The 23540-nt window shown below is 61.2% G+C and carries 19 protein-coding genes and 2 pseudogenes; 6 read left to right on the top strand and 15 right to left on the bottom strand.

Features of this window, described 5'->3' with window-relative positions; genetic code table 11:
• Window positions 1-27 precede the first annotated feature (27 nt).
• A complete protein-coding gene (locus tag CJ178_RS24825) occupies window positions 28-1206 on the bottom strand; it encodes an acyl-CoA dehydrogenase family protein (protein WP_095888245.1) in 1179 nt (392 codons plus the stop codon).
• Window positions 1207-1251: 45 nt separating this feature from the next.
• Window positions 1252-2007, bottom strand: coding sequence for a class II aldolase/adducin family protein (locus tag CJ178_RS24820; RefSeq protein WP_095888674.1), 756 nt, complete (start codon window positions 2005-2007; stop codon window positions 1252-1254).
• Window positions 2008-2130: 123 nt separating this feature from the next.
• On the opposite strand from CJ178_RS24820, the gene CJ178_RS24815 reads away from it, so the two are divergent.
• Window positions 2131-2859 (top strand): IclR family transcriptional regulator, encoded by a 729-nt coding sequence (locus tag CJ178_RS24815; RefSeq protein WP_033232627.1) that lies wholly within the window; start codon window positions 2131-2133, stop codon window positions 2857-2859.
• Here CJ178_RS24815 and CJ178_RS24810 read toward each other — a convergent pair.
• The 12 genes and pseudogenes from CJ178_RS24810 to CJ178_RS24755 form a co-directional block, all read right to left on the bottom strand.
• Window positions 2853-3575, bottom strand: a complete 723-nt coding sequence (locus tag CJ178_RS24810) for a hypothetical protein (protein WP_051730356.1) — start codon at window positions 3573-3575, stop codon at window positions 2853-2855. The two genes, CJ178_RS24815 and CJ178_RS24810, sit on opposite strands and share 7 nt — an antisense overlap.
• A 10-nt stretch (window positions 3576-3585) precedes the next feature.
• The gene (locus CJ178_RS24805) at window positions 3586-4425 is read right to left on the bottom strand and encodes an ATP-binding cassette domain-containing protein (RefSeq protein WP_051730357.1); all 840 of its coding nucleotides are present in this window, start codon (window positions 4423-4425) and stop codon (window positions 3586-3588) included.
• Window positions 4422-5471, bottom strand: coding sequence for an ABC transporter ATP-binding protein (locus CJ178_RS24800; RefSeq protein ID WP_095888244.1), 1050 nt, complete (start codon window positions 5469-5471; stop codon window positions 4422-4424). The genes CJ178_RS24805 and CJ178_RS24800 overlap by 4 nt, the downstream gene beginning before the upstream one ends.
• A complete protein-coding gene (locus CJ178_RS24795; protein ID WP_080711646.1) occupies window positions 5455-6345 on the bottom strand; it encodes an ABC transporter permease in 891 nt (296 codons plus the stop codon). Before CJ178_RS24795 ends, CJ178_RS24800 begins: the two co-directional genes overlap by 17 nt.
• On the bottom strand, window positions 6342-7283 hold the full coding sequence (locus CJ178_RS24790; protein ID WP_033232363.1) for an ABC transporter permease: 942 nt from the start codon (window positions 7281-7283) through the stop codon (window positions 6342-6344). The genes CJ178_RS24795 and CJ178_RS24790 overlap by 4 nt, the downstream gene beginning before the upstream one ends.
• A 134-nt stretch (window positions 7284-7417) precedes the next feature.
• Window positions 7418-8998, bottom strand: coding sequence for an ABC transporter substrate-binding protein (locus tag CJ178_RS24785; RefSeq protein WP_095888243.1), 1581 nt, complete (start codon window positions 8996-8998; stop codon window positions 7418-7420).
• Between the two features lie 196 nt (window positions 8999-9194).
• Window positions 9195-10190, bottom strand: coding sequence for an NAD(P)H-dependent flavin oxidoreductase (locus CJ178_RS24780; RefSeq protein WP_257013423.1), 996 nt, complete (start codon window positions 10188-10190; stop codon window positions 9195-9197).
• A gap of 11 nt (window positions 10191-10201) precedes the next feature.
• Window positions 10202-11596 (bottom strand): annotated as a pseudogene (locus tag CJ178_RS24775) (acyl-CoA carboxylase subunit beta); the annotation flags it as partial.
• Window positions 11597-11737: 141 nt separating this feature from the next.
• A pseudogene (locus tag CJ178_RS24770) lies at window positions 11738-13372 on the bottom strand (class I adenylate-forming enzyme family protein); the annotation flags it as partial.
• A 259-nt stretch (window positions 13373-13631) separates the two neighbouring features.
• Complete coding sequence (locus CJ178_RS24765; protein ID WP_095888671.1) at window positions 13632-15059, bottom strand: amidase; 1428 nt, start codon at window positions 15057-15059, stop codon at window positions 13632-13634.
• A 182-nt stretch (window positions 15060-15241) separates the two neighbouring features.
• Complete coding sequence (locus CJ178_RS24760) at window positions 15242-15790, bottom strand: GNAT family N-acetyltransferase (protein ID WP_095888242.1); 549 nt, start codon at window positions 15788-15790, stop codon at window positions 15242-15244.
• A 32-nt stretch (window positions 15791-15822) separates the two neighbouring features.
• The gene (locus tag CJ178_RS24755) at window positions 15823-16674 is read right to left on the bottom strand and encodes a LuxR C-terminal-related transcriptional regulator (protein ID WP_095888670.1); all 852 of its coding nucleotides are present in this window, start codon (window positions 16672-16674) and stop codon (window positions 15823-15825) included.
• A gap of 157 nt (window positions 16675-16831) precedes the next feature.
• On the opposite strand from CJ178_RS24755, the gene CJ178_RS24750 reads away from it, so the two are divergent.
• A complete protein-coding gene (locus tag CJ178_RS24750; RefSeq protein ID WP_095888669.1) occupies window positions 16832-18436 on the top strand; it encodes an acyl--CoA ligase family protein in 1605 nt (534 codons plus the stop codon).
• Window positions 18437-18451: 15 nt separating this feature from the next.
• Here CJ178_RS24750 and CJ178_RS24745 read toward each other — a convergent pair whose 3' ends face one another.
• Window positions 18452-19819, bottom strand: a complete 1368-nt coding sequence (locus tag CJ178_RS24745) for a cytochrome P450 (protein WP_095888241.1) — start codon at window positions 19817-19819, stop codon at window positions 18452-18454.
• 90 nt (window positions 19820-19909) lie between these two features.
• Here CJ178_RS24745 and CJ178_RS24740 point away from each other — a divergent pair, with 90 nt between their 5' ends.
• From CJ178_RS24740 to CJ178_RS24725, 4 genes are all read left to right on the top strand, one after another.
• The gene (locus tag CJ178_RS24740) at window positions 19910-20530 is read left to right on the top strand and encodes a TetR/AcrR family transcriptional regulator (RefSeq protein ID WP_095888240.1); all 621 of its coding nucleotides are present in this window, start codon (window positions 19910-19912) and stop codon (window positions 20528-20530) included.
• Window positions 20531-20597: 67 nt separating this feature from the next.
• Window positions 20598-21290 carry a TetR family transcriptional regulator gene (locus CJ178_RS24735; protein ID WP_095888239.1) on the top strand — a complete coding sequence of 231 codons (693 nt, stop codon included), beginning with the start codon at window positions 20598-20600 and terminating at the stop codon, window positions 21288-21290.
• A 149-nt stretch (window positions 21291-21439) separates the two neighbouring features.
• On the top strand, window positions 21440-22597 hold the full coding sequence (locus CJ178_RS24730; RefSeq protein WP_033232371.1) for an acyl-CoA dehydrogenase: 1158 nt from the start codon (window positions 21440-21442) through the stop codon (window positions 22595-22597).
• Between the two features lie 86 nt (window positions 22598-22683).
• Window positions 22684-23532: a 3-hydroxybutyryl-CoA dehydrogenase gene (locus CJ178_RS24725; protein ID WP_033232372.1), complete on the top strand. Its 849-nt coding sequence runs from the start codon at window positions 22684-22686 to the stop codon at window positions 23530-23532.
• Window positions 23533-23540 lie beyond the last annotated feature (8 nt).

The following is a 23540-nucleotide window of genomic DNA, read 5'->3' as shown; positions in this document are numbered from 1 at the left end:
ACGCCGTCAAGGAAGGTCGGAATCATGTCAGCGGCCGTAACTCGGTAGGCCGTGCCCGCGCTGGGCGATAACATCTCGCAGAACTTCGTTGGCTCCGGCACCGAATCGCAGCAGTGGCGCGGCGCGGTACAGTCGCTCGAATTTTCCTGCCATCACTGCGTGAGGGTCCGATCCCGCGATCAAACCTGCCGGACCGAGCATCGCCGTGCCGACATCGGCAATCCGTTGTCTGAGTTCACTGGAGAAAATCTTCTCGACGCTGACGAGCACCGACGGAATGGTTCCACTTTCGAGCAGGGACGACGCCTCGAATCCCATGAGCTGCGCGAGTTCGACATCCGCATCCAACTGAGCGAGCTTGCGTCGTACATCTGCGTTGTCGAGCGGACGTGTTCCGTCTTCTCGGATCTCACGCGCGAGAATCAACAGATCGTCGACGGCTCTGCGCAGGTCGCCTGCATTCGTGAGGGCACCACGTTCGAGATCCAGTGCACCGGTGATGTACTTCCATCCCCTGTCGACTTCACCGATCAGGTTGGTCGCTGGGACACGGACGTTGTCGAAGAACGTCTCGTTGGTTCGATATCCGGACCACGCGGTGATCGGACGAATCACAACACCGGGAGCGTCGATCGGCACGATGATCACCGAGATACCCTTGTGTTTGGGCACCTCGGTATTGGTGCGAACACACAGCCATTCGTGAGTGACGCGCTGCGCCATACTGTTCCAGATCTTGGAACCGTTGATCACCCACTCGTCGCCCTCACGCACCGCCCGGGTTTTCAGACTCGCAAGGTCTGTTCCGGCATTGGGTTCGGAATAACCGACGGCGCAGGTCAGTTCACCGCGTGCAATGGGCGGCAGGAATTCTTCCCGGTTCTGTTGCGTGCCGTGGCGCATGATCATCGGAGCCACCGACGTGACCGTCAAGTCCGGTCCCGGCACGCCCCAGTACTCGAATTCGCTGACCAGAAGATGCTGATACACCGCACCGAGTCCAAGCCCACCGAACTCCTTGGGCCAATTGAGCCCGAACCACCCTTTTGCCCCGATCTTCCGGCGAAAGGCCGTGAGCTCGCCGCCGATGAACTCGAGATCGTGCTCGGCCATCTCCGCACGCAATTCCGGTGTGACATTGTCGCGAAGAAACGTGCGTATCTCCTCTCGCCACGCTCGCTGATCTGCATCTAGTTCAAAATCCATGAGTATCCGTTCCGGAGTGGCTGATGGCCGCAGAGCCTTGGTTGTTCATTGGGAGACCTGAAGGCTCTCGGCCAGTTCAGGATCCGAGCGCAACGCAGCGCGCACCGCAGCCTCCCAGAAGCCGTGGTAACTGTTTCCGTCACTACCGGCCATTCGATCGAGCCACCAGTCGGGCAGAGCTGTCTTCTCCGGTCCACCGGCCACCCGGATCATCCAGGCATTCTTACAACGTTGTTCGAGAGCGACCGCCCGCAAATAGACTGCTGCGGCGGTACTTCCGGTGACAAAAACGCCATGTCCTGCCAGGAGTGCGCGATCAGCGGGCCCGATCGACCGGATCGCGGCCTCGGCTGCCTCCATGTTGTCGACGCCGCCGTCGTACTCGTCGACCAGCACTACCTCACCGCCGCCGAGGCTGGAACTCTGATCGTAAGCGGGTGGAACCTCGCCCAGATCGGCCCAGACCGTTCCGAACTCCGAATGATTGTGTAGCGCAATGCCGACATCGGGACGTGCTCGGTGAAGCGCAAGGTGCAGAGGAATTCCCAGCGGGACAGGCCAATCGCCCTGCACGACATTGCCGTCGATGTCGATGCGAATGATGTCGGCGGGGAGGATCTCCTCCCAGGTGAGAAGCCACGGGTTGCACAGCATGGTGCCGTCACCGAGGTTGTACGTGATGTGCCCGGCGAGATGATCCCGGTACCCCTCGGCCCACAGAGCGCGCGCAAGCAGAACTATCTCCTCCGCCGGTGTCAGGTTCGGGATCAATTGATCGACAGTGGGTTTGAACTTCTTCACAGCAACCTTTCGGTAGTGCACTGGACCGCCAGCGGGAAGGAAAGTGCGAACTTTCAGGAAGATCGTCTTCACAGCAAGTATCTCTATGTGATACTGTGTATCAATTCTTTAATCACAGTAGGGGTGATTCAGATCGCAGTCAAGACAATCAGTGGACTCACGCGCGGACTCCGCGTCATCGAAGCCATTGCTGCCCATCAGCCAATCGGCTTGACCGCGCTTTCACGGCTACTCGAGGTCGACAAAAGCGCCATGCAACGCACCCTGGCAACCCTCCATGAAGCGCAATGGATCCACCCTGTCGGCGAGGCTCCACCCCGCTGGGAGCTCTCCACCCGTTGTGTTGTCGTAGCCGGACAGGTCTACAACGGCTCGTCGCTAGCTGCCCGAGCACAACCCGTCATGACCAAGATCCGGGATACAACCGGCGAGACAGTACATCTCGCTGTCGCGGAGGAAGAACACATGATCGTCCTCGGGGTGGTTGAAGGTACCCACATGGTTCGGACAGGCCTGAAGCCCGGGCAGATACACGTACCCGAGACAAGTGCAGCGGGACGGGTCATCCACGCGTACCAGTCGCAGGAAGAACGCATGAACAGCTCGGGTCAGCCCGATCTCCTCCTCGCAGATGCCGAGTACCAGGAGATTCGCAGGCGTGGATGGGCCGCAAGCGAGGAAGCCGTCCAGCAAGGATCAACCAGCCTCGCCGCAGCGGTGCTGGATGCGTCGGGATCGCCACTGGCTGCGATCGTAATCAGTGGGCCGGCGACTCGACTCACCGAGGAGTACTTCGCGCGGTACGGCGAGCTGCTCCGATCGGCGGCGGACCAACTCGGCGGCTCCTACTGAGTGGGCTCACTCAGCGTCGCGAAGACAACCAGGGCCAGGTTCGTGCGATCGGACTGTCCCGAAAGCCCCTCCAGTGCAACAGCAGACTCGAACGGAATGAGACTTCCCGACGGCAATGTGCGGTCGCCGAACGCAACGCTGCCGGACAACACAACTGCATACCCCCGACCCACACATTCAGCGAGTGCATCGGCGGTCAATACCCCACCGAGGTCGAGCGCAACACCGAATGCTGCGGCGCCACGTCTGGTACGGGCCAGTAGATCCAGCTTTCCCGTCTCTCCTGCGGCGTCGTCGATCGCACAGGTGAAATGTTCGCCGGCTCGCGTCTCACCTTTGACGCGTGATTCCGGCATGTAGTTCAATCCAGCGGCGGGGTCGAGCCGAAGGGTAAAGTACGACAGACCGTCGGGAGCGTCGGCGAAGATCGGCCCGTACACCGTGTACGCATCGCTGTAATGCACAGTGCCCGCGCCGATGGCGTGCCTACCGAGGCGTCCACTGCCGTCGAGAACTACCTGAAACTGATCCACCTCGTGATAGTGGGGCCGAAGCTTTTCCGCCTTCTGGCCGACAAGATACGCTTGAAAGCCCCCGGTTGCCGAACCGTCGGAGTGCTCACCTAGATAGTCACTCATCAGGAAGTCGCCGGACTCCGTGGTACGCAATATGGTTCGAGACTGTGCGGGTGCCACTGCCATCGGTGCCGATGTCATCGAATTCTCCTCAACTGACAGGTTCGGCTCGGACGCCCTCGAATTCCTGCCCACGGACAGATCGTGGAACGGGTACCGGAATAGCGTCGAGCAATGTTCGGGTGTACTCCTGCTGCGGGCGACGGAAGATGTCCTCCACCGACCCACTTTCCACAACCTCACCGCGCGCCATCACCAGCACACGATCGGCGATCACTTCGATCAACGCCAAATCATGACACACGAACAGATACGCAAGACCCAACTCCTCCTGCAGATCCCGCAACAAGTTCAGCACCTGAGCACGCACCGAAACATCCAGCGCAGCAACAGGTTCATCACAGACGATCATCTTCGGATTCAACGTCAACGCCCGAGCAATAGCAACACGCTGAAGCTGACCACCGGAAAGCTCCGCCGGATACCGGCCGAAATAACGCGAACCGATCCCCACCTTGTCCAACATCGCCGTCGCCAACTTCTCACGCTCACCCCGACCCATGTCGGTATGCACGATCAGCGGTTCCACCACAGCATCAACAACGGTCATCCGCGGATTGAGAGAACTGTGCGGATCCTGGAAAATCATCTGCATACCGCGGCGCATCGAACGCAACTCGGCAGGTTTTGCGGCTCGCACGTCAACGCCATCGAACGTGATCGAACCGGTATCCGGCTCGATCAACCGCAAGGCAATCCGGCCCACCGTCGACTTACCAGCACCCGACTCCCCGACCACGGCAAGACATTCACCGGCTTCGAGACTGAAACTGACGTCCTTGACCGCATGCGACCACTTGGTGCGACGGCCCAGAAAATCGCGGCCCGATGCAAACGACTTCGACACGTTCTTCACTTCGAGAAGACTCATCGCACACTCACTCCCTGCAGATCGAGGTCCTGCACACGCAGGCATCGCGCCTCTCCGGTCGGAACCTGCGCCATCGCAGGATGCTCCACATCGCACAGTCCCGGCGCCAAATGCGGGCACCGCGGCGAGAACCGGCATCCTGTCGGCCAATCGGCCGCCGCGGGAATCCCGCCCGGGATCGCATGCAGCCGACGATCCGCATTCAGTCCCGGCTGCGGAATCGAAGCCAGCAAACCCGACGTGTACGGATGCTGGGGACGGAAGAACACTTCTTCTGCCGCAGCGTTTTCCGCGATCTCACCGGCATACATCACCACCACCCGCTGACACAATTCCGCCACCACCGCAAGATCGTGACTGACGAACAGCAACGCCACACCGGTCTGCTCCTGCAAATCCCGCAACAGATCGAGGATCTTCTCCTGCACCGTCACATCGAGCGCAGTGGTCGGCTCGTCCGCGATCAGCAACCGCGGATTACATGCCATCACCATCGCGATCATCACACGCTGACACATGCCACCACTGAACGCGTGCGGATAATCGCCTACCCGCTCCTTCGCCCGGGGAATCTGCACCAATTCGAGCATCTCCACCGCCCGAGCCATTGCTTCCTTGCGGCTCAAACCCAAGTGCTTGCGCACGGATTCAGCGATCTGATCACCGACCGTGTAGGCCGGATTGAGACTGCGAATGGGTTGCTGAAAAATCATGCCCATCCCGGTGCCGCGGAGCTTGCGCCACTCCCGCTCCGGAACCTTCGTCAGATCACGACCGTCGAATTCGATGGAACCCCGCGAAATCCGGCCGCCGGTAGCCTGCGTCAAACCCATCACCGCAAGCGAGGACACCGTCTTGCCTGATCCGGACTCACCGACCAACGCCACCGACTCGCCGGCACCGACGTCGAACGAGACACCTTCGACCGTCGTCTGCCAACCGCCTCCGCCGCTGGGGAATTCGATGGTCAGATCCCGAACCCGCAACAGTGGTTCAGTGCTCGCATCGAACTGCTCTTTACGCATCAGATCAGTCATTGTCACCATTACGACTCCGTAGCAAAGATCGGCGAACACCGTCGCCCAGATAGGTGAAGGACAGGACCGTCAAGAAAATCATCACGCCGGGAGGCCACACCAGGTACGGCGCCAACTGCATATTCGACGCCGCGGTGCTGAGCATCGAACCCCAACTCGCCGCCGGAGCCTTCGCCCCGAGACCGAGGAAACTCAGGCTCGCTTCCGCCGCAACCGCAGCACCGAGAGAGACGGAGATGACCAGCACCACCGGCGGCATCACGTTCGGAAGGATATGCCTGATAATGGTTCTGCCCGGACGACAGCCCAACGCGATTGCGGCCTCGATGTATGTCTCGTGCCGCACATCCATCGTCGACGCCCGCGCAACCCGGAAAAACCTGGGCGCCATGACCAAACCGATGGCAAGCATCGCATTGGTGATTCCCGAACCGAGGACCGCGACGATCGTGATCGCCAGCACCAGTGACGGAGCCGACATCAACGCATCCATCACCCGGGTGATCAGCGAATCGACCCAGCCGCCGCGATAACCGGCGATGACACCGAGTGGAAGCCCCAGGATCAGCGCCACACTCACCGCCTGCAACGACGCCGTCAACGAAATCCGCGCGCCGTAGATCAACCGGCTCAACACATCTCGGCCGTAATCATCTGTGCCGAGCAGATGATTTGCACTCGGCGGCTGCAATCGGTTGACCAGGTCCTGCACGTACGGATCGTGCGGCGCCAGAATCGGAGCGAACACCGCCATGATCACCAGAAGCAGGATGAAAATACCCGCCACCATCGTCACAGGCTTACGCAGAACAGCCTTCAAGCCTTGGCCCCTCGCAGGCCGCTCCGCCGTCTCGGATGTGGTCACTACCTTCGGATCAGTCATGCGCGAACCTTAGGGTTGAAGTAGCCGTAGGAAATGTCGACAAGCAGATTCACCAGCACCACCACCACGGTGGTGAACAGGACAAACCCGAGCAACACCGGAATATCGTGGTTCTGGACACTGTTCACGGCCAGGGAGCCCAACCCCGGCATGCTGTAGATGATTTCGATGGTCACCGCCCCGCCCAACACTTCCGCGACACGGAAACCGAGCACCGTGACCACCGGGATGCACGCGTTCTTGAGTCCATGCTTGAACACGACACGTCCGCGCCCGAGACCCTTCGCCTCCGCGTTGAGGATGTAGTCGCTCTTGAGTACCTGCCCCAGCGACGACCGCAGCTGCAACGTCACCTCCGCCGCAGGCAACAACGCCAACGCAGTACCCGGCAAAATGAGGTGCTGAATCCACGGCACAAACCCGTCTGAGAGTGGCGCATACCCGAATGCCGGGAAGATCTGATTGGTCACTGCGAACACCGACACCAGCACCAGACCGAACCAGAACGCGGGAATCGCGATCGCAATCGACGCCACCACATTCACCAGACGATCGACAATTCCGCCGGGACGAAGCGAGGCGACAACACCCAAGATCAACCCGATCGTCACCGCAAGCACCATCGCAAAAACAACCAGCGACAACGTCGTCGCCATCCGGCGGAAAATCAGCTCCGTCACCGACTGATTCGACAGAAACGACGTACCCAGATCACCCTGCAGAACACCGCCCACCCACCGGACGTACCGCAGAAAGATGTTGTCGTCCAAGTGAAGTGTCGACCGGATTTCGGCCAACCGCTCCGGAGTCGGATCATCGCCGGCAAGAATCGCAGCCGGATCCCCCGGCGCCAAATCGATCAACAGAAAAATCATCAAAGGCACAATCAACAACAGCGGCACCGCCGCCAGCAGCCGTCGCCCCGCGTAACGCAACATAAGCACCCCTCACCGGCGCTTACAGCCGGTCTTGTCGGCGGTTCCCCTTCGCAGGTGATGCGTCTGCGTGAATTCTTTGTCGCATCACCTGCGAAGCAGATCGGTCTATCAGCAAGATTTCTGAATCTGCAGTGCTACTTGGTCATTCCGACGTAGCGCAGATCGAAGATTCCGGTGTCAACCCACGGGATGTTGTCGGCGTTGACTACCTTGTCACTGAAGATCGTCGCGTTCGTCTGATTGCAGATCGGGACGAACATGGCCTCGGCCAGTGTCTTCGACCAGATCTCGTGGTACAGCCCGGCCCGCTCGTCCTGCGACAACGTCGGGTTGGCAGCCTTTGTCGCCAGTGCGGCGATCTCGGGATTGCCGTTGCCGAAGTCGTAGGGACCCACGACAAACGTATTGACGGTCTCGGCGGGGTCTACCTTGGGGCTGAAGCTGTTCGACACCATCGACTGGAAGGTGCCGGCTATGTAGCCGGGCTCGTTCTGGGTGTTCGGAACGGGGTTGAGTTCCGCCTCGAATCCTGCTGCTGCCAGCGAGGACTGGATAACGTTGGCAGGCTTTTCGGTATTTGTTCCGGCACCGAATGTCAGTGTGATCTTGGCTCCACCAGCACTCTCGACCAGGCTCTTGGCCTTGTCCACGTCGAAGGTGTACGGGTACTGGTACGACGGGTCGGCCGCCCAACTCGATTCCGGATACATCTGTCGGTACGGGGTGCAGGTTCCCGAGAAGAGCGCGCTGATGGCCTCGGGATCGATGGCGTGTGCAACAGCCTGGCGCACTTCGGGTTTCGCGAGGTCGTCACGTGCTCGCATGAAGACACCAAGCACATTGCGGAACTTCACCTTGTCGATACCCAGCACGTTGCGGTCCGCGAGCGACTGCGCCTGAACGATCTCGTTGGCCGAGCTCACCCAGCTGATATCGGTGGCGGCGGTCTGCATTCCGTTCAAACGCGTTGTCGCGTCCGGCATGGTCTTGAAGCTGATTCCACCGAGCAGTCCGGCCGCTGGATCCCAGTAGTCGCCCTGTGCACGAGTAACCTCGAGAGATTCCTCGGGTACGTAGTTGGTGACGGTGTACGGTCCGGATCCGCTCTGGCCCGGATCGTTTCGGATGTCCGTGCCGGCTTCTATGGTCTTGGGGCTGACCATCATGCCGACATTGGTGCTGAACAGCCCGGGTAGCTCCACACCGGAACCCTTGGTCAGGTTCAGCCGGGCAGTAGTCGGGTCGACAACATCGACGGACGTAATGTCGTCGAGCGCGGCGACAACAGTGCTGCCTGCCATCGTCTTTCCACGCTGGACGTTCGCGGCGAGGGCGGCGGCGTCGAACTTGGTGCCGTCGTGGAACGAGACGTCGTCTCGCAACTTCAGCTCGAGATACCCTCCGTCAGAGGAAAACTCCCACGACTCCGCAAGTCCCGGAACAAGATTTCCCTCCTTGTCCACCATGGTCAAGCGATCGAACATCGGAGTCAGGTAGCCCCAACCGCCGTAGCTGGTCTGGAGGTACGGATCGAGGTTTCTGGTCGGCGCAGACGCGGTGACGCGAAGTACGGCCGCTCGGTCGATATCTGCGGCCGATGCAGTGGAGCCGCCTGCAGTGCTGGTGCCGCCGCCCCCGCCGCATCCCGCGACGGCCAAGGCAGCCACCAGCGACACTGCGGCAATTTTGCCTTTGCCGTTCCATTTTCCGCTCATCGAATTCCCTCTCGAGATAGATCAAAGTCGGCGAGAAACCCCACGCACACGGTCTCTTCGGCTCACAGGCAGACTAACCCGGATATGTCTATTAGGTATACGTTTTTTCGGAACTAGTTTTGACAATGGCAACCTGCACAGGAGTTATCCATCCTTGTCCCGATCACCGGGAAGGTGACTATCGAAAAACGTCTGCTCAGGAGTCTGCGTTCGCTGCTCGTCGTTGCTCCAGCACCGAACGTGTTCTCGCTCGGGCGTCCTCGTACTCTGCGACTGTTTCGCGAACTACTTCCGAAAGGAGGCTGCGTCGTTTCACTCCCGACACCGAATGGCCCGCACTCCAGACGTCGGTCCACCTTCTCGGCCCCGGTTCTGATGACCCCGGTCCGAACAGCTCGGCCGATTCTTTCACGGAGATCTGCTCGTTCAGTGTGTCGGGATCAAGCCCCTGCGCTCTGATGGACGGAGCAAGCATGTTCGTCCGCAGTCCGGTGAAAGCGTTGGTCAACACCACGTCATCCATCGTGCTCTCGACCAACATGTCCTTGTACTGCGCCGACGCCGAACTCTCGTCGCTCGCGATGAAACGTGTGCCCATGTACGCCGCGTCGAAGCCTGCCACCTCGGCAGCCCACAACGCCTGCCCGTCGGAGATTCCGCCCGCGAGAATCACTGTGCCGTCGAAGAACTCACGGACACCACGGATGAAGGCAAACGGGTTCATCCACCCCGTCTGCCCACCCGCTCCGGCCGAGAGCAGCACGAGTCCGTCCGCACCGGCTTCAACTGCCTTTTCGGCATGACGAAGCGTGCCGACGTCGGCAAAGACCGCAGCGCCGATATCGTGGAGCGGTCCGATGATCGGGGCCGGTGAGCCTACGCTCGCGATGACCATTTCCACTCGGCGGCGAACCAAGCACGCAACGTCGTCTGCCAGTCGCGGCGCTCTCATGATCAGATTGGGGCAGTACGGTGCCAGTTCTCCGCCGCTCTCCTCATTGGCACGATCGAATGTCGTCAGCCACGAATCGAGTTCCTCTGCCGTGCGTGCGTTTGCCGTCGGAAAGGCGCCGACGACGCCCGCCGCGCAGGCTGCCGACACGAGGTCCAGCCCGCTCACTCTCAGCATGGGTGCGGCGATCAGCGGAATCCGCAGTCGAGCGCCGAATCTGGTCCGAAAGCCCGGTGGCACGTCGGATTTCACTAGGGCAGGTATCCGGTGTGCACCACCGGGGCAACCGGCTCCGCATCTCGCCCACTCGACAGCCTCAGCGCACCGAGCAGCGCGTTGCGTAGTTCGCGTGGATCGATGACGTCGTCGTACGTCACCGAACTTGCCAGACGCCACGGACCTGCAGCCTCGTTCTCGATCAATGCACGCTGTGTCCGCTCGTCCGCCTTCGAGGTGCTCCCACCCACGGCAGCCGGAATACCTCCCAGCATCCCTCCCGGAAACGACAACGACACGGTTTGATTGTCGAAAGCATTCTGACCCATGACCGAGCCCCCGAACCCAAAGGCCTTGCGCACTGTCACATGCATTTTCGGCACGGTGGACCGATGCTGCGCCGCAAACATTCGAGCACTCGCCCGCAGTATGCCGTCCCGTTCGGACTTACTTCCAGCAAGAACGCCCGGGTTGTCGGCCAGGAAGATCAACGGGATATGGAAAGCGCCGGTCATCTCGATGAACCGGCAGGCCTTTTCCGCCGCGGCCACATCCAACGCACCGGCAAGCACCAGTGGCTGATTGGCGACAACGGCGACGACCCGGCCACCCATCCTTGCCAGCACTGTGATGACAGAAGAACCGTGCTGCGGTTGCAGCTCGAACAGGGTGCCCTCGTCCACCATCACGGACAACACGTCGTGCATGTCGTACGGGATACGAGGATTCGGCGGAACTACGTCGAGAAGAGAATCGAGGGAGCGCGGCGCCGCAACCGAAGTGTCAGGATCCGCCAGTGGCGCGCGACTCCACGCGTTCGAGGGCAAATAGGACAGGTATTTGCGCGTCAACTCGAGCGCCGAGTCTACGTCCGCCGCAACATTGTCGGCGATTCCGCTCACTTCAGCGTGCACGGCGCTACCGCCAAGGTCTTCCTTTGTCACCTTCTCGGCGAGCGACGCCTCCACGAGCGGCGGGCCGGCTGTAAACATCGCGCCGTGGTCTTTGACCATGATGACAAAATCCGACATCGGTGCGGCAAGGGCTCCGTGCCCAGCCGAGGGTCCACACACAATCGAAACCGTCGGGACCAATCCGGCAAGCTCTGCCATTGCCTGCAGATCGTTGGGCGCCGGCCGGTGCGGGTGAAGTGCGTTGGTTGCCCTGTGCCCGGCGCCTTCGAGCATCATCACCAGTGGAGTTCGCTCGCGTTTGGCAAGTTCTGCGATCCGGGCGCGTTTTGTGGCCGCTGCCGTTCCGATGGATCCGCCGGCAACCGTGAAATCCTCCGCACCGACCAGCACCGGACGGCCGTCGACAAGTCCGGACCCCGCAACGAAGGCGTCGGACGGGATCGACGCGTCGCCGGCCAGTACGCCGATTTCCTGAAATGTATCCTCGTCCAGGAACTTCGCTACTCGTTCGCGCGCATCAACGCGCCCGAACCGCCGGTACCGCAGTAGCTTGTCGGGGCCACCCATCTCCTGTGCAGCCCGGCGACGCTCGTCGAGTGCCGTCAGCAGCGAAGTCCACGCATGACGATTCTCCGAGACTATCGCCGGTTCGCCGTCAACGTCGAGTTGTTTACGCACGACCTTTCCGGTTGCATTGCGCGGCAACGGTTCTGTGGTCAGTCGCCATCGGGAAGGCACCTTGTACTTAGCGAGACGCTCCCGCACGTACCCGAGCAACTCTGCCTCCGAGACGGATCCCGGCTCCTCGACCACAACAATTGCGGCTACTTCTTCGCCGTAGTCCGCGTGGGGAATTCCGATCACCGCGCATTCCTGCACCGACGGGTGCTCACTCAGGACGTTCTCGACTTCGACGGGGTAGACGTTCTCCCCACCACGCAGAATCAAGTCCGATCTACGACTGCTGACGCGGAGGTGACCGTCGGCCATGAATCCCAAATCGCCTGTACGCAACCATCCTTCATCGTCGAGCGCGGCGGCCGTCGCGGCATCGTTGTTCCAGTAGCCCACCATCACGTGCGGTCCACGTAGGCAGATCTCACCCTCGTAACCGTCCGGGAGCCGATGACCGTTGTCGTCCCGGATCTCGACGCTCATCGTGACGACGGGGCGGCCCACGGAATCCGGGTACTCCTCCAGATCGGCGGCTGTCGCCAAGGTGGCTCCTGTCGACGACTCGGTGAGCCCGTACGTCGTCCCCAACGAACGCCCCGCCACCGGCAGCAGTTCGCGAACCTTCTCCTTCAGAGCGGTTGACGACGGTGCCGATCCCAGTGACATCGTCTTGAGCGAGGATAGATCGTATCGAGACAGATCACCATGTGAAACAAGGCGATTCGCCATGGTCGGCACAGCACCCCAGTTGGTGACCTGCTCGCGCTCGATCAATCGCAGCACGCGTTCGATCTCGAATCGCCCGCTGTAGATGACTGCGGTGTCCCCGATCGACAATCGTGGCACGGCAAGGTTGTGCAGTGACGCGATGTGGAACAGTGGATTCGACAGCAGAAACCGACGGTTCGCGGGTGGGTTTCCGAAATGCGTTGCCAAGGCATCGTTGAATCGATGAAAGTCGTTTGCCGTGATGATGTTCCGGTGCGAGTGCGTCGCACCTTTCGGCCGTCCGGTTGTGCCACTGGTGTACAGGATGACGGCAGGGTCGTCCTCGTTGATGGGGCAGGTCGACAGTTCCGCGTCGGCGTGCAGCGTGGACAACCGAGGTACGTCGACTTCGGTGGACAGCACCGGCACGCCGACCTCACCGAGCAGTTCTCGTCGTTTTGCATCGGCGACAACAAGTTTCGGAGTGGAGTGCTTCATGCCGTAGTCGATCTCGGGAGCGGACCACATCGAGTTCATCCCGACCGCTATCGCCCCGAGGGACGTCGCCGCCCAGAAGGTGATGATCCACTGTGCGTTGTTCGCAGACAGAATCGCAACGCGGTCGCCCTTGCCGATCGAATACGCGCTTCGCAACTCCTCTGCCAGTGATGCCACACGAGCGAAGTGATCGGTGAAGGTAACCCGCAGTTCGTCGCACACCAGATACTCGGTGTCGCCGTGCTCGACCGACGCCGCCAGAAGCTCACGGAGCGTGTGCGTGCGATTCTTGAACACCGGCATGACGTGCCCGCGCACGGGTTCTTCAGCCACCTCGAACAACTGCCCCGGGCCTGTCAGTTCTGCCACGGCCAGAGAGCGCCGATATGCCATGTCCGGTTGAACGACCATCCTTGATCCATTTCTGTGACAACGCAGTTCGATCGCGCTGGGCGGCCCCGTCCGTGTGGATCGGAGCCTGTTCGCTCCACACCGACGCAACTACTCACCACCGCTCATTGTGGATACTACGCAGAAAAGTCGTTCGATATGCGATATTTCGATTAGAAATACTTTTTGAATTTCCGCGGGCTTGTCGAACGCCTCCACACACGACAAAGCGGCCCGGCAGCGGGCATGAAACCACCGCCGGACCGCTACTGTCGCACTGTTATCCCTGGATCGGCGGCCACACCGGAGCGATGGACCACGGGCGTGCCGTTTCGAGTTGCGACGCAACCTGAATCAGCACATCTTCGCGCCCGAAGGCGGCAACCAACTGGACGCCGATGGGCACACCGGCCGAGTCATAACCCATCGGCAAGGAAATCGCCGGCTGACCAGAGCTGTTGAACGGACTGGTCAATCCGCTGTATCCGGCCGAGTGCTCCCAGATCGACATGGGATTTGCCGTATCGAGGAGACCAAGCGGAGCGGCCGGGCGAGCCATCGTCGGGGTCAGCAACAGGTCGTGATCGACGAAGAACGCACCGATCACCTGCGCTGCTCGCTCGAGTTCCTGCAGCGCCTTGACTACGTTGGTCGCGGTTTCGGACTTCGCGCGGTCGTAGATCATCCGAGCCATCGGTTCGAGGTCGTCGTCGCGGATTGCGCGGTTCACGGCCTCGAGTCGTGCATCGACCTCGATGGTCATCGGTATGCCCATCAACACGGAAAGCCCGGAAGTCAGTGCATCGAGCGGAAAGTCCGGGGCGCCTTCGGAAACATGGTGGCCGAGTTCTTCGAGCAGACCGGCGACGCTCGAGGTGACGGCCGCACACTCCGGGTCCACCGGCGTGCCGTCCGGTAGCGCGTTGCTCAGAGCAATCCGCAAGCGTCCGGGATCCGCGCCCACTTCCTCGACGTACGGCCGCTTCGGCGCCAGGATCACGTACGGATCGCCCACAGTGGGTCCAGCGGAAAGATCGAGGAGCAGAGCGGTGTCGCGCACACTGCGAGTAAGCGCGTGGTGAACACCCATCGGCGACGCAAACAGAGTTCGTGCCGGCGCCGTCGGGGTACGACCACGGCTCGGCTTGAGACCAACCAGGCCGCACGCAGACGCCGGGATGCGGATCGAGCCGCCGCCGTCACTGGCATGGCCCGCGGGCACGATTCCCACTGCAACAGCTACAGCCGTGCCTCCCGACGACCCACCGGGTGAGCGATCGAGGGCGTAAGGGTTGCGGGTAGGGCCGAACAGTGCAGGTTCGGTACTCGCATTCTTGCCGAACTCCGGAGTGTTCGTCTTACCGACAATCACCAGCCCGGCACGACGGTATCGCTCGACGAGCGCCGAATCCTCCTGCGCCACAGCATCGGCGAACAAACGAGATCCGTTGGTACTCGGCAGACCCGCGACATCAAGTCCGAGGTCCTTGATCACGAACGGCACACCCTGCAGTGGGCCTTCGGGAAGACCGGCAGCGACCTCGTTCCGAGCTTCGTCGCGGCGCTCGCTGATCACTGCATTGACGGCCGGATTCCGCTCGTCGAGCCGGTCAAGGCTGAACTCCAGGACCTCCTTGGCGGATACGTCCCCCTTGCGAATCGCCCCGGCCAGGCCCGTCATGTCACTGTTGTCGAACAAATCCTGCATCGATGCCCTCATCACTCGTGTGCCGCTTTGTACAATTGTGAGGTCCGTCATATCAACCACAACGGCGGCGGGTCTCGAGGATTCCGCTTACCGGGACAAGCGCGATGGCGGATCGCAATCAAGCAGGCCATCGCCGGTAAGGGTTCGTGAAGGCCGAAAATAACTTTCACGTCCCAGATCGGCTACGCGTCGGATTTCCCGGCCGGCCCGGGCAGCGCTACGACGGGAAACTGAAAGAACGCACAGGTAACACCCTTGTACTCGCGCATGTCCACAAAATCGAAGCCAACCTTCTCGAGCACCCGCATACTCGCTCGATGTCCGGCCTCTACATGCGCGCACAGACCACGCGACGACAGGTCGAACGCCGGATATTCGAAGTGCCAGTCCACCAACGCCGAGGCAACCTCAGTGGCAAATCCGCGTCCCCACTGATCCCGCCGAAAGGCATACGCCAGTTCACGACTCGAGCCGAACTCACCGAATCCTGCCCGGCCGATCATTTCGCCGGCGCGGTTCTCCACGCGCCACTTGGTCCAACCCCGAGTTCTCTGTTCATCGAGATACCCGTCCAGCCGCGACTGCGCCTCGTCCCGAGTGTCTGGTCGTCCGTACCCGATGAACCGCATGGTCAGGGCATCAGCGTGTAGCGCAGCGAGGTCCTCGAAGTCGGACGGGAGCCAAGTCGTCAACGTCAGTCGTTCGGTATTCAGAATGATGCGACGGCCCATGCCGGTATCTTTGCACCTCTATTTGTGCGTGATCACAGAATCAGACCGTGACGACGAGCTTCGACAACCGCCTCATGACGACTTCGCACATCGAGTTTGGCCATGAGATTGCGCATGTACGTCTTGACGGTTTCGACGCTCAAGGACAGGCGCTCCGCGATTTCGGCGTTGCGCAGCCCCAACGCGACGTACCTCATCACGTCCGTTTCACGCGGCGACAGCACTATCGCACTCGCGATCTCTGCAGGCGCCGTCAAGGCCCGAAGTTTTGCCTCGACGGCGTGAACCTGCGCACTGAGATTCTCGTCCTGCAGACCTGCCGCGATCTCACCCAACGCGAGGAAACTTTCCGTCAACGTCTCCGATATTTTTGCCTCGCGGCTCGAAACCTGTTCCACCGCAGCAGTGTCGATCATCGCGACACGACGATCAACCTCGTCGCGGATCTCGATTTCGCGTGCCAACGAGTAGGACGCACGCATCATCTTGTCTGCAACAACATCTCCGATCGGCAGGTTGGCGCGCAGTCCGCCATAGAGCGCGCCGCGGGTTTTCCCTCGCACGACCACGGGAACCGCCATCAACGATTCGATTCGCTCGGTGCCGACCTCGTAGTCGTAGTCGTGGGTGATCTGAGACGAATTGGCGTAGTCCTGCACCACAGCTGTGCGCTGCTCGGCGATAGCCCGCCCACCGAGTCCGCATGCCGCGTTGATCTCGAGGTTGCGCAGCAGAGTGCTGTGCGTACCGACGTAGCTGGTGATGGTCAAGGAGTTGCCGCTCACTCCCCCACCGAACAGGACCGGCAGTTCCGTCTGCGGCTGCAGCCGGCGCAGCGCCGCCCGCAACGCGTCGTCGTCGCTCGGCCTTAAAACCCTGTTCACGTGCACTCCTGGTCGGGGAAAACGCGGATACCCACTTCGTAGGGTAGCGGCTGGTGGGCTAGCCCAATATCGTCCAACACGAGCGTTTGTAGCGCCGATCACATTCACCGTGACGGGTGAGCTGCAACGTCCGACCACGCGAACCTCGGAGGAACCCGTGTCTGCACCCACCGCACTCACAGCCAACAACACCCCGCTCAGCCCACTGCGCTTTCTCGAACGCAGTGCGTCGGTGTTCCCAGATCGCACCGCCGTCATTCACGGCGATCGGACGTACACCTACCGCGAGTTCGGCGACGAGGTAGCCGCTCTGGCACGTGTTTTGCGGGACCGTATCCAGCCCGGCGATCGCATCGCTTACCTGGCGCCGAATATCCCCGAGATGCTGTTTGCGCATTTTGCCGTGCCTCTGGCCGGCGGAATCCTGATCGCCCTCAACTCGCGCCTCGCCGGACCTGAACTCGAGTACATTCTCGATCACTCGGGAACCACGATCCTGTTCGTAGACTCCGAGTTCGTCGGTTCCGTCGCGTCGTCGAAAACAAACGTGCAGAGCCTGCGCGAGATCATCGAGATCCCGGACTCCACCGTCCCGTACCCGGAGGTTCCCACCGGAATCGTCACCGGGCAGTACGCCGATCTGTTGGCAGAAGGTGAAGCGCTCGCCGATCAGCCACTGCATTGGGGTGTCGACGACGAGCAACAGTGCATCGCCATCAACTACACCTCGGGCACCACCGGAAAACCCAAGGGCGTCATGTACTCCCACCGCGGCGCGTACCTGAACTCCCTCGGCGAAACCTTCCACAACGGGTTCACCGGCTCCACCAAGTACCTGTGGACACTGCCGATGTTCCACTGCAACGGTTGGTGCACACCGTGGGCAGTTACCCAGGCCGCCGGCACCCACATCTGCCTGCGCGCCGTCCGCGCCGATTCGATCTGGGATGCGATCGACAACTTGGGCGTGACCCACCTGTGCGGCGCACCAACTGTCTGCTCCACCATCGCCGACGCGGATCAGGCCCACAAGGTCGACGCCCTTCGCATCACCACCGCAGGGGCTCCCCCGTCGCCGACGATCATCGGCAAGCTCGAGGACATCGGTGTGACCGTCGTCCACGTGTACGGCCTCACCGAGGTGTACGGGCCGTACACGATCTGCGAATACCAGGAAACCTGGGACGAGAAGCCACAGTCCGAGCGCGCCGCGCTGCTTTCCCGGCAGGGCGTTGGCATGGTCCAGGCGGAAAATGCACGGGTCGTCGACCCTGACATGAACGACGTTCCCGCCGACGGTCAGACCATGGGCGAGATCGTGCTCCGCGGCAACAACGTCATGCTCGGGTACTACCGTGACGAGGCCGCAACCGCGGAAGCCTTTGCCGGCGGGTGGTTCCATTCAGGAGACCTCGGCGTCATGCATCCCGACGGATACATTCAGCTCAAGGACCGCGCGAAGGACATCATCATCTCCGGCGGCGAGAACATCTCCACCGTCGAGGTGGAGCAGGCGATCATGAGCCACCCCGCCGTGATCGACGTGGCCGTCGTCGGCGTTCCGGACGAGAAGTGGGGCGAGCGTCCGAAGGCATTCGTGGTTCTGGGCAAGGGATTACAGGCATCCGCGGAAGACATCGTCGAGTACACCCGCACCTTGCTGGCCGGGTACAAGGTACCCCGCGACATCGTCTTCCCCCTCGACCTTCCCCGCACCCCGACCGGCAAGGTTCTCAAGTTCGAGCTTCGGGCATCGAACTAACTCGGTCGTAGGGGCTCAGGGCACCGGAGTGGAACGCCGACGTAGATCGACAGGTTGTCCGTCGGACGGGAACGGCAGGGATGTGAAGTTGAGCGGGGCGACATAGTCGGCGTCGACGTGCCAGTCGAAGCGTAGGAGTAGGTGATGCACGAGTGCTTTGATCTCGGCACCGGCGAAATGCATTCCGAGGCATTTGTGCACACCACCGCCGAAGGGCTCCCACGCGAATCGATGCACCTTGTCTTCGCGTCGATGCTCCGCGAAGCGGTCGGGATCGAAACACTCGGGATCAGGCCAGTACTGCGACATGTGGTGGGTGAAATGAGGAGCAACCGCGGTATACGTTCCCGCAGGCACGAAGTGCCCCTGCACTTGGGTATCGCGGATCGCTCGGCGCGCCATAACCGGTACCGGAGAGACGATTCGGAGACATTCCTTCATGACCAGATCAAGGCTGGCCAGTCCGTCGAGATCTGCATAACTCGGCGTCGACGTCCCCAACGCGAGCGACTCCGCCCGGCACCTGTCCTGCCACTGTGGGTGTTGGCCCAGGTATTGCATCATCGTGGAGATGGTGATCGTGGAGGTGTCGTGCGCGGCCATCAGGAGGAAAATCATATGGTCGATCACCTCGTCATCACTGAAGCGTTGTCCCGCTTCGGATTCGATGTGACACAGCACGGAGAACAAGTCGTCGGTTTCGCGATTTCGACGCGCCGGTAGGTAGCGACGAAAGAAAGCTTCCAGGACTCGGCGGCCGTCCAGCCCACGCTTCCATCGAGTCCCGGGTACGGGATAGCGGACCAACGAGGTTGCCGCCTGAACGCAATCGACGAAAGCCTTTTTCACCGCCGATATTTCGCTTTCGCTACTTCCTTCCGCCCCGCCCATGAAGATGTCGGTGGCGAGATCGAGGGTGAGCGTTTTCAGTGCCGCATAGGCACGAAATCCGTCAGTGGGCGTCCATGCGTCGAGTGCCGAGTCGATCGCCGGGTTGAGAACGTCGACAGTCTTCTCGAGTCGTGATCGGGTGAACGCCTGCTGCATGATTCGACGATGTCGTAGATGTTCGTCCGAATCGAGAAGCATAAGCCCACCGTGAAAGAAGGGGCCGATAAGGACCGACCACCCGTCACTGTTGACGAATGCTCGATCTTTGTTCTGCAGCACTTCTTGGCACGCGTCAGGTCCGAGAACAGCGATCCAACGCCGACCGACCATCGAAAACCAGGAGACCTCGCCGTAACGATCCCAGTTCTCTTGCATCAAGGCGAGCGGATCACGGATGTACTCGAGTGCGTGCCCGACGAAGGGCAGCCCTGAGCGGCCCGAAACCGGGTGTAACTGCGAGTGTGCGGGTGGGCGAGCCAGGATCTTGGACACTATGACCTCTACTCCCGTTCTATCTGACATTGCATCCTGTCAGATGTATGTAGTCTGCGTCACACCTGCTGTGTCTGTCAATATCGACCTATGACTCCTCCGATGCCGCGTCGATATGCCGGCCTGAGCGGCGATCAGCGGGCGGCGCTGCGGCGGGAAACCTTGCTAGAGGCAGGGCTGGAAGTATTTGCTGCCGCAGGTAATCGCGGCGCCACGATGACCGCAATCTGCGCCCAGGCCAAGTTGACGGAGCGATACTTTTACGAAAGCTTCACCAGCAGAGACGAACTGCTGCAGAAGGTATTGGACAAAATCGCCGACGAGGTCCGCGACGCGGGCCTGGCCGCGCTTCGAGCGAGCACCGGGACGCTCGAGCAACGCGTACGAAATGCGATCGCGTCGTTCGTCACCCTCCTCACCGACGATCCCCGCAAGGGGCGTGTGGCAATGATCGAATCCGCTGCATACGAACCCCTCCGTGCACACCGGCGCGCGGTACTGCACGGCTTCGCGCAAATGGTCGCGGACGAAGCCACGCGAATGTACGGCGACCGAGCTTGGCCGCCACATCAAGGTCAGATCAACGGACTGCTGTTCGTGGGCGGCCTTGCCGAACTGGTCACCGCGTGGTTGAACGAGGAGATCACTATTACCCCTGACGAGATCGTCGAGGCGGCAACATACCAATTCACGTCCACCGCACACCGTTGAGTGACAGACGATCCGGCTACCGCCCCGTCACACCGGATAAGTAGCCACAGGCGCGATACTTGTCTCTATGAGTGAACGAGCCGATGTACCCGGAACTGATCCCACGCAGTTTCGGGTACACGTCGCGTCTCAAGCCATTCGGTTGTTTTCCGAGAACGGCTACGAAGCCACCACCGTCGAACAGATTGCCATTGCTGCCGGGGTATCGCGGCGCACGTTCTTTCGGCAGTTCCGCTCCAAGGAAGACGTGATCTTCGCCGATCACGAATCGCTTCTCACGCATGTCGCACAGTTCCTGTCCACCGAATCCGCGGACCCGTGGGCGTCAGTCTGCGAAGCTGCCGGACTGGTCTTCGACTTCTTCCAGCAGAACCGCGATCTGTCGATGCGGCGATACCGCGTCGTGCAGCATGTTCCCGCTCTCCGCGACCGCGAACTGGTCACCGGGTTCCGGTACGAGCGACTCTTTGTCGACTATCTGCGGAGCGCTGTCCCCCGCGAACCGGTGCTCGAGGTTGTCGGATTCGCAGCCGCTGTCACCGCGTGCCACAACTATCTCTTGCGCAGCATGATCAAGGGCGATTCCGACGCCACGGCCGATGCACTACGCCAAGCGCTCCTGAATGTGCGTCGTACGTACGGCGTGGCCCCTGGGTCCAAGACCAGCACTCCCGAAGAAAGGTCTGTGCTGGTAGTAGCATTTCCGCCGGGCACTTCGGCCGACGAGATCAGCAGAAAGATTCACGAACAACTCGGCTGACACGCATCGTGCACTACAACGTCACACTCCGTTTCCTTGACCTGGCACTGAGTGCCGTGTTTGACTGACGTCATTGGCACCAGTCCGCCGACGGGCCATGCTGGTTCTGTTGGCGCCGTTCGATCCACCTTCTATCAAGGAGTGTTCCCATGGCCGGAAACCCAGACTTCAATCTCTTCGCACTGAACGAAGAGCACGACGAGCTGCGGGCCGCTATCCGCGGACTCTCCGAGAAGGAAATCGCGCCGCACGCCAAGGACGTCGACGAGAACGCCCGGTTCCCCGAGGAAGCACTCACCGCACTCAACGCGTCGGGCTTCAACGCCATCCACGTCCCCGAGGCCTACGACGGCCAGGGCGCCGATTCCGTTGCCACCTGCATCGTCATCGAAGAAGTTGCCCGCGTCTGCGGCTCCTCCTCACTTATCCCCGCCGTCAACAAGCTCGGCACCATGGGCCTGATCCTCAAGGGCTCCGAAGAGCTCAAGGCCAAGGTTCTCCCGGACCTCGTGAACGGCGGAATGGCGTCGTACGCACTGTCCGAGCGCGAAGCCGGATCCGACGCAGCCGCCATGCGCACCCGCGCAAAGGCTGACGGCGACGACTGGATCCTCAACGGCTCCAAGTGCTGGATCACCAACGGCGGCAAGTCCACCTGGTACACCGTCATGGCTGTCACCGACCCCGATAAGGGCGCAAACGGCATCTCCTCCTTCATGGTCCACAAGGACGACGAGGGCTTTGTCGTCGGGCCGAAGGAAAAGAAGCTCGGCATCAAGGGCTCCCCCACCGCTGAGCTGTACTTCGAGAACTGCCGCATCCCCGGCGACCGCATCATCGGCGCACCAGGCACCGGCTTCAAGACGGCACTCGAAACCCTCGACCACACGCGTCCCACCATCGGTGCACAGGCCGTCGGCCTTGCTCAGGGCGCCCTCGACGCGGCATTGGCTTACACCAAGGATCGCAAGCAGTTCGGCAAGTCCATCAGCGACTTCCAGGCTGTGCAGTTCATGCTCGCCGACATGGCAATGAAGGTCGAAGCCGCACGTCTGATGGTTTACACCTCCGCTGCTCGCGCAGAGCGCGGCGAGAAGAACCTCGGCTTCATCTCCGCTGCAGCCAAGTGCTTTGCATCCGACGTTGCCATGGAGGTCACCACCGACGCCGTTCAGCTGTTCGGCGGCGCCGGTTACACCACCGACTTCCCCGTCGAGCGCATGATGCGCGACGCCAAGATCACGCAGATCTACGAAGGCACGAATCAGATCCAGCGCGTCGTGATGTCGCGTGCGCTGTTGAAGTAAGGCACTTCGCGCCCCTGTGCGCCTTTCTGGTAGTTCTGACTACCGGAACGGCGCACAGGGGCTTGCCCCTAATTTTGAGGAGAATTGTGGAACTTGTAGGCGTAATCGGCGGCGGCACCATGGGTGCCGGCATTGCCGAGGTATGTGCAAAAGCCGGTAGCTCGGTACTGGTGCTCGAAACCAAGGAAGAATTTGCCGCTTCCGCACGCGAGCGGATCGCCAAGTCGATCAACCGCGGCGTAGCCAAGGGCAAGATCACCCAGGAAGAAGCAGACGCCGCCATCGCTCGCGTCCGCGTCACCCTGGACATGGAAGAGTTCGCCGATCGCGATCTGGTGATCGAGGCTGCTCCCGAGATCGAAGCCCTCAAGTACGAGATCTTCGGCAAGCTCGACAAGATCGTGAAGCCTGCGGGAATCCTGGCGACCAACACGTCGTCGATCCCCGTCATCAAGATCGCCAAGGCCACCTCGCGCCCCGGCCAGGTTGTCGGCGTTCACTTCTTCAACCCCGTGCCGGTCATGCCGCTCGTCGAGATCGTGGTCAGCCTGACCACGTCCGAAGAGACTGTCCTCGCGGTCACCGACTACGCGAAGAACACGTTGCGCAAGAAGACAGTTCGCGCGGGCGACCGTTCGGGCTTCATCGTCAACGCACTGCTCATCCCGTACCTGTGCCAGGCAATCCGGATGCTCGATTCCGGCTACGCCACCGCCGAAGACATCGACGAGGCAATGAAGGGCGGCTGCGGTTACCCGATGGGCCCGCTGACGCTCCTCGACACCGTCGGCCTCGATGTTGCTCTCGCAGCGGCAGAGTCGCTGTACGCAGAGTTCGCCGAGCCGCACTACGCTCCCCCGGCACTGCTGCGCCGCATGGTCGACGCCGGCCGCCTCGGCAAGAAGACCGGTCGCGGCTTCTACGACTACGCGTAACCTGTTCG

This window comes from Rhodococcus sp. ACPA4 (genome assembly GCF_002300185.1).
GTDB lineage: Bacteria > Actinomycetota > Actinomycetes > Mycobacteriales > Mycobacteriaceae > Rhodococcus_F > Rhodococcus_F globerula.
Note: the sequence above shows the minus strand (reverse complement) of the source record. Positions and strands in the feature narration are given on the sequence as shown.

What these genes read in the sequence shown, in the direction of transcription:
- CJ178_RS24730 (WP_033232371.1), top strand. Translation starts at nt 21,440, where the DNA reads ATGGCCGGAAACCCAGACTTCAATCTCTTCGCACTGAACGAAGAGCAC.
- CJ178_RS24805 (WP_051730357.1), bottom strand. Translation starts at nt 4,425, where the DNA reads ATGAGTCTTCTCGAAGTGAAGAACGTGTCGAAGTCGTTTGCATCGGGC.
- CJ178_RS24785 (WP_095888243.1), bottom strand. Translation starts at nt 8,998, where the DNA reads ATGAGCGGAAAATGGAACGGCAAAGGCAAAATTGCCGCAGTGTCGCTG.
- CJ178_RS24800 (WP_095888244.1), bottom strand. Translation starts at nt 5,471, where the DNA reads ATGGTGACAATGACTGATCTGATGCGTAAAGAGCAGTTCGATGCGAGC.
- CJ178_RS24740 (WP_095888240.1), top strand. Translation starts at nt 19,910, where the DNA reads ATGACTCCTCCGATGCCGCGTCGATATGCCGGCCTGAGCGGCGATCAG.
- CJ178_RS24765 (WP_095888671.1), bottom strand. Translation starts at nt 15,059, where the DNA reads ATGCAGGATTTGTTCGACAACAGTGACATGACGGGCCTGGCCGGGGCG.
- CJ178_RS24810 (WP_051730356.1), bottom strand. Translation starts at nt 3,575, where the DNA reads ATGACATCGGCACCGATGGCAGTGGCACCCGCACAGTCTCGAACCATA.
- CJ178_RS24735 (WP_095888239.1), top strand. Translation starts at nt 20,598, where the DNA reads ATGAGTGAACGAGCCGATGTACCCGGAACTGATCCCACGCAGTTTCGG.
- CJ178_RS24760 (WP_095888242.1), bottom strand. Translation starts at nt 15,790, where the DNA reads ATGGGCCGTCGCATCATTCTGAATACCGAACGACTGACGTTGACGACT.
- CJ178_RS24795 (WP_080711646.1), bottom strand. Translation starts at nt 6,345, where the DNA reads ATGACTGATCCGAAGGTAGTGACCACATCCGAGACGGCGGAGCGGCCT.
- CJ178_RS24825 (WP_095888245.1), bottom strand. Translation starts at nt 1,206, where the DNA reads ATGGATTTTGAACTAGATGCAGATCAGCGAGCGTGGCGAGAGGAGATA.
- CJ178_RS24790 (WP_033232363.1), bottom strand. Translation starts at nt 7,283, where the DNA reads ATGTTGCGTTACGCGGGGCGACGGCTGCTGGCGGCGGTGCCGCTGTTG.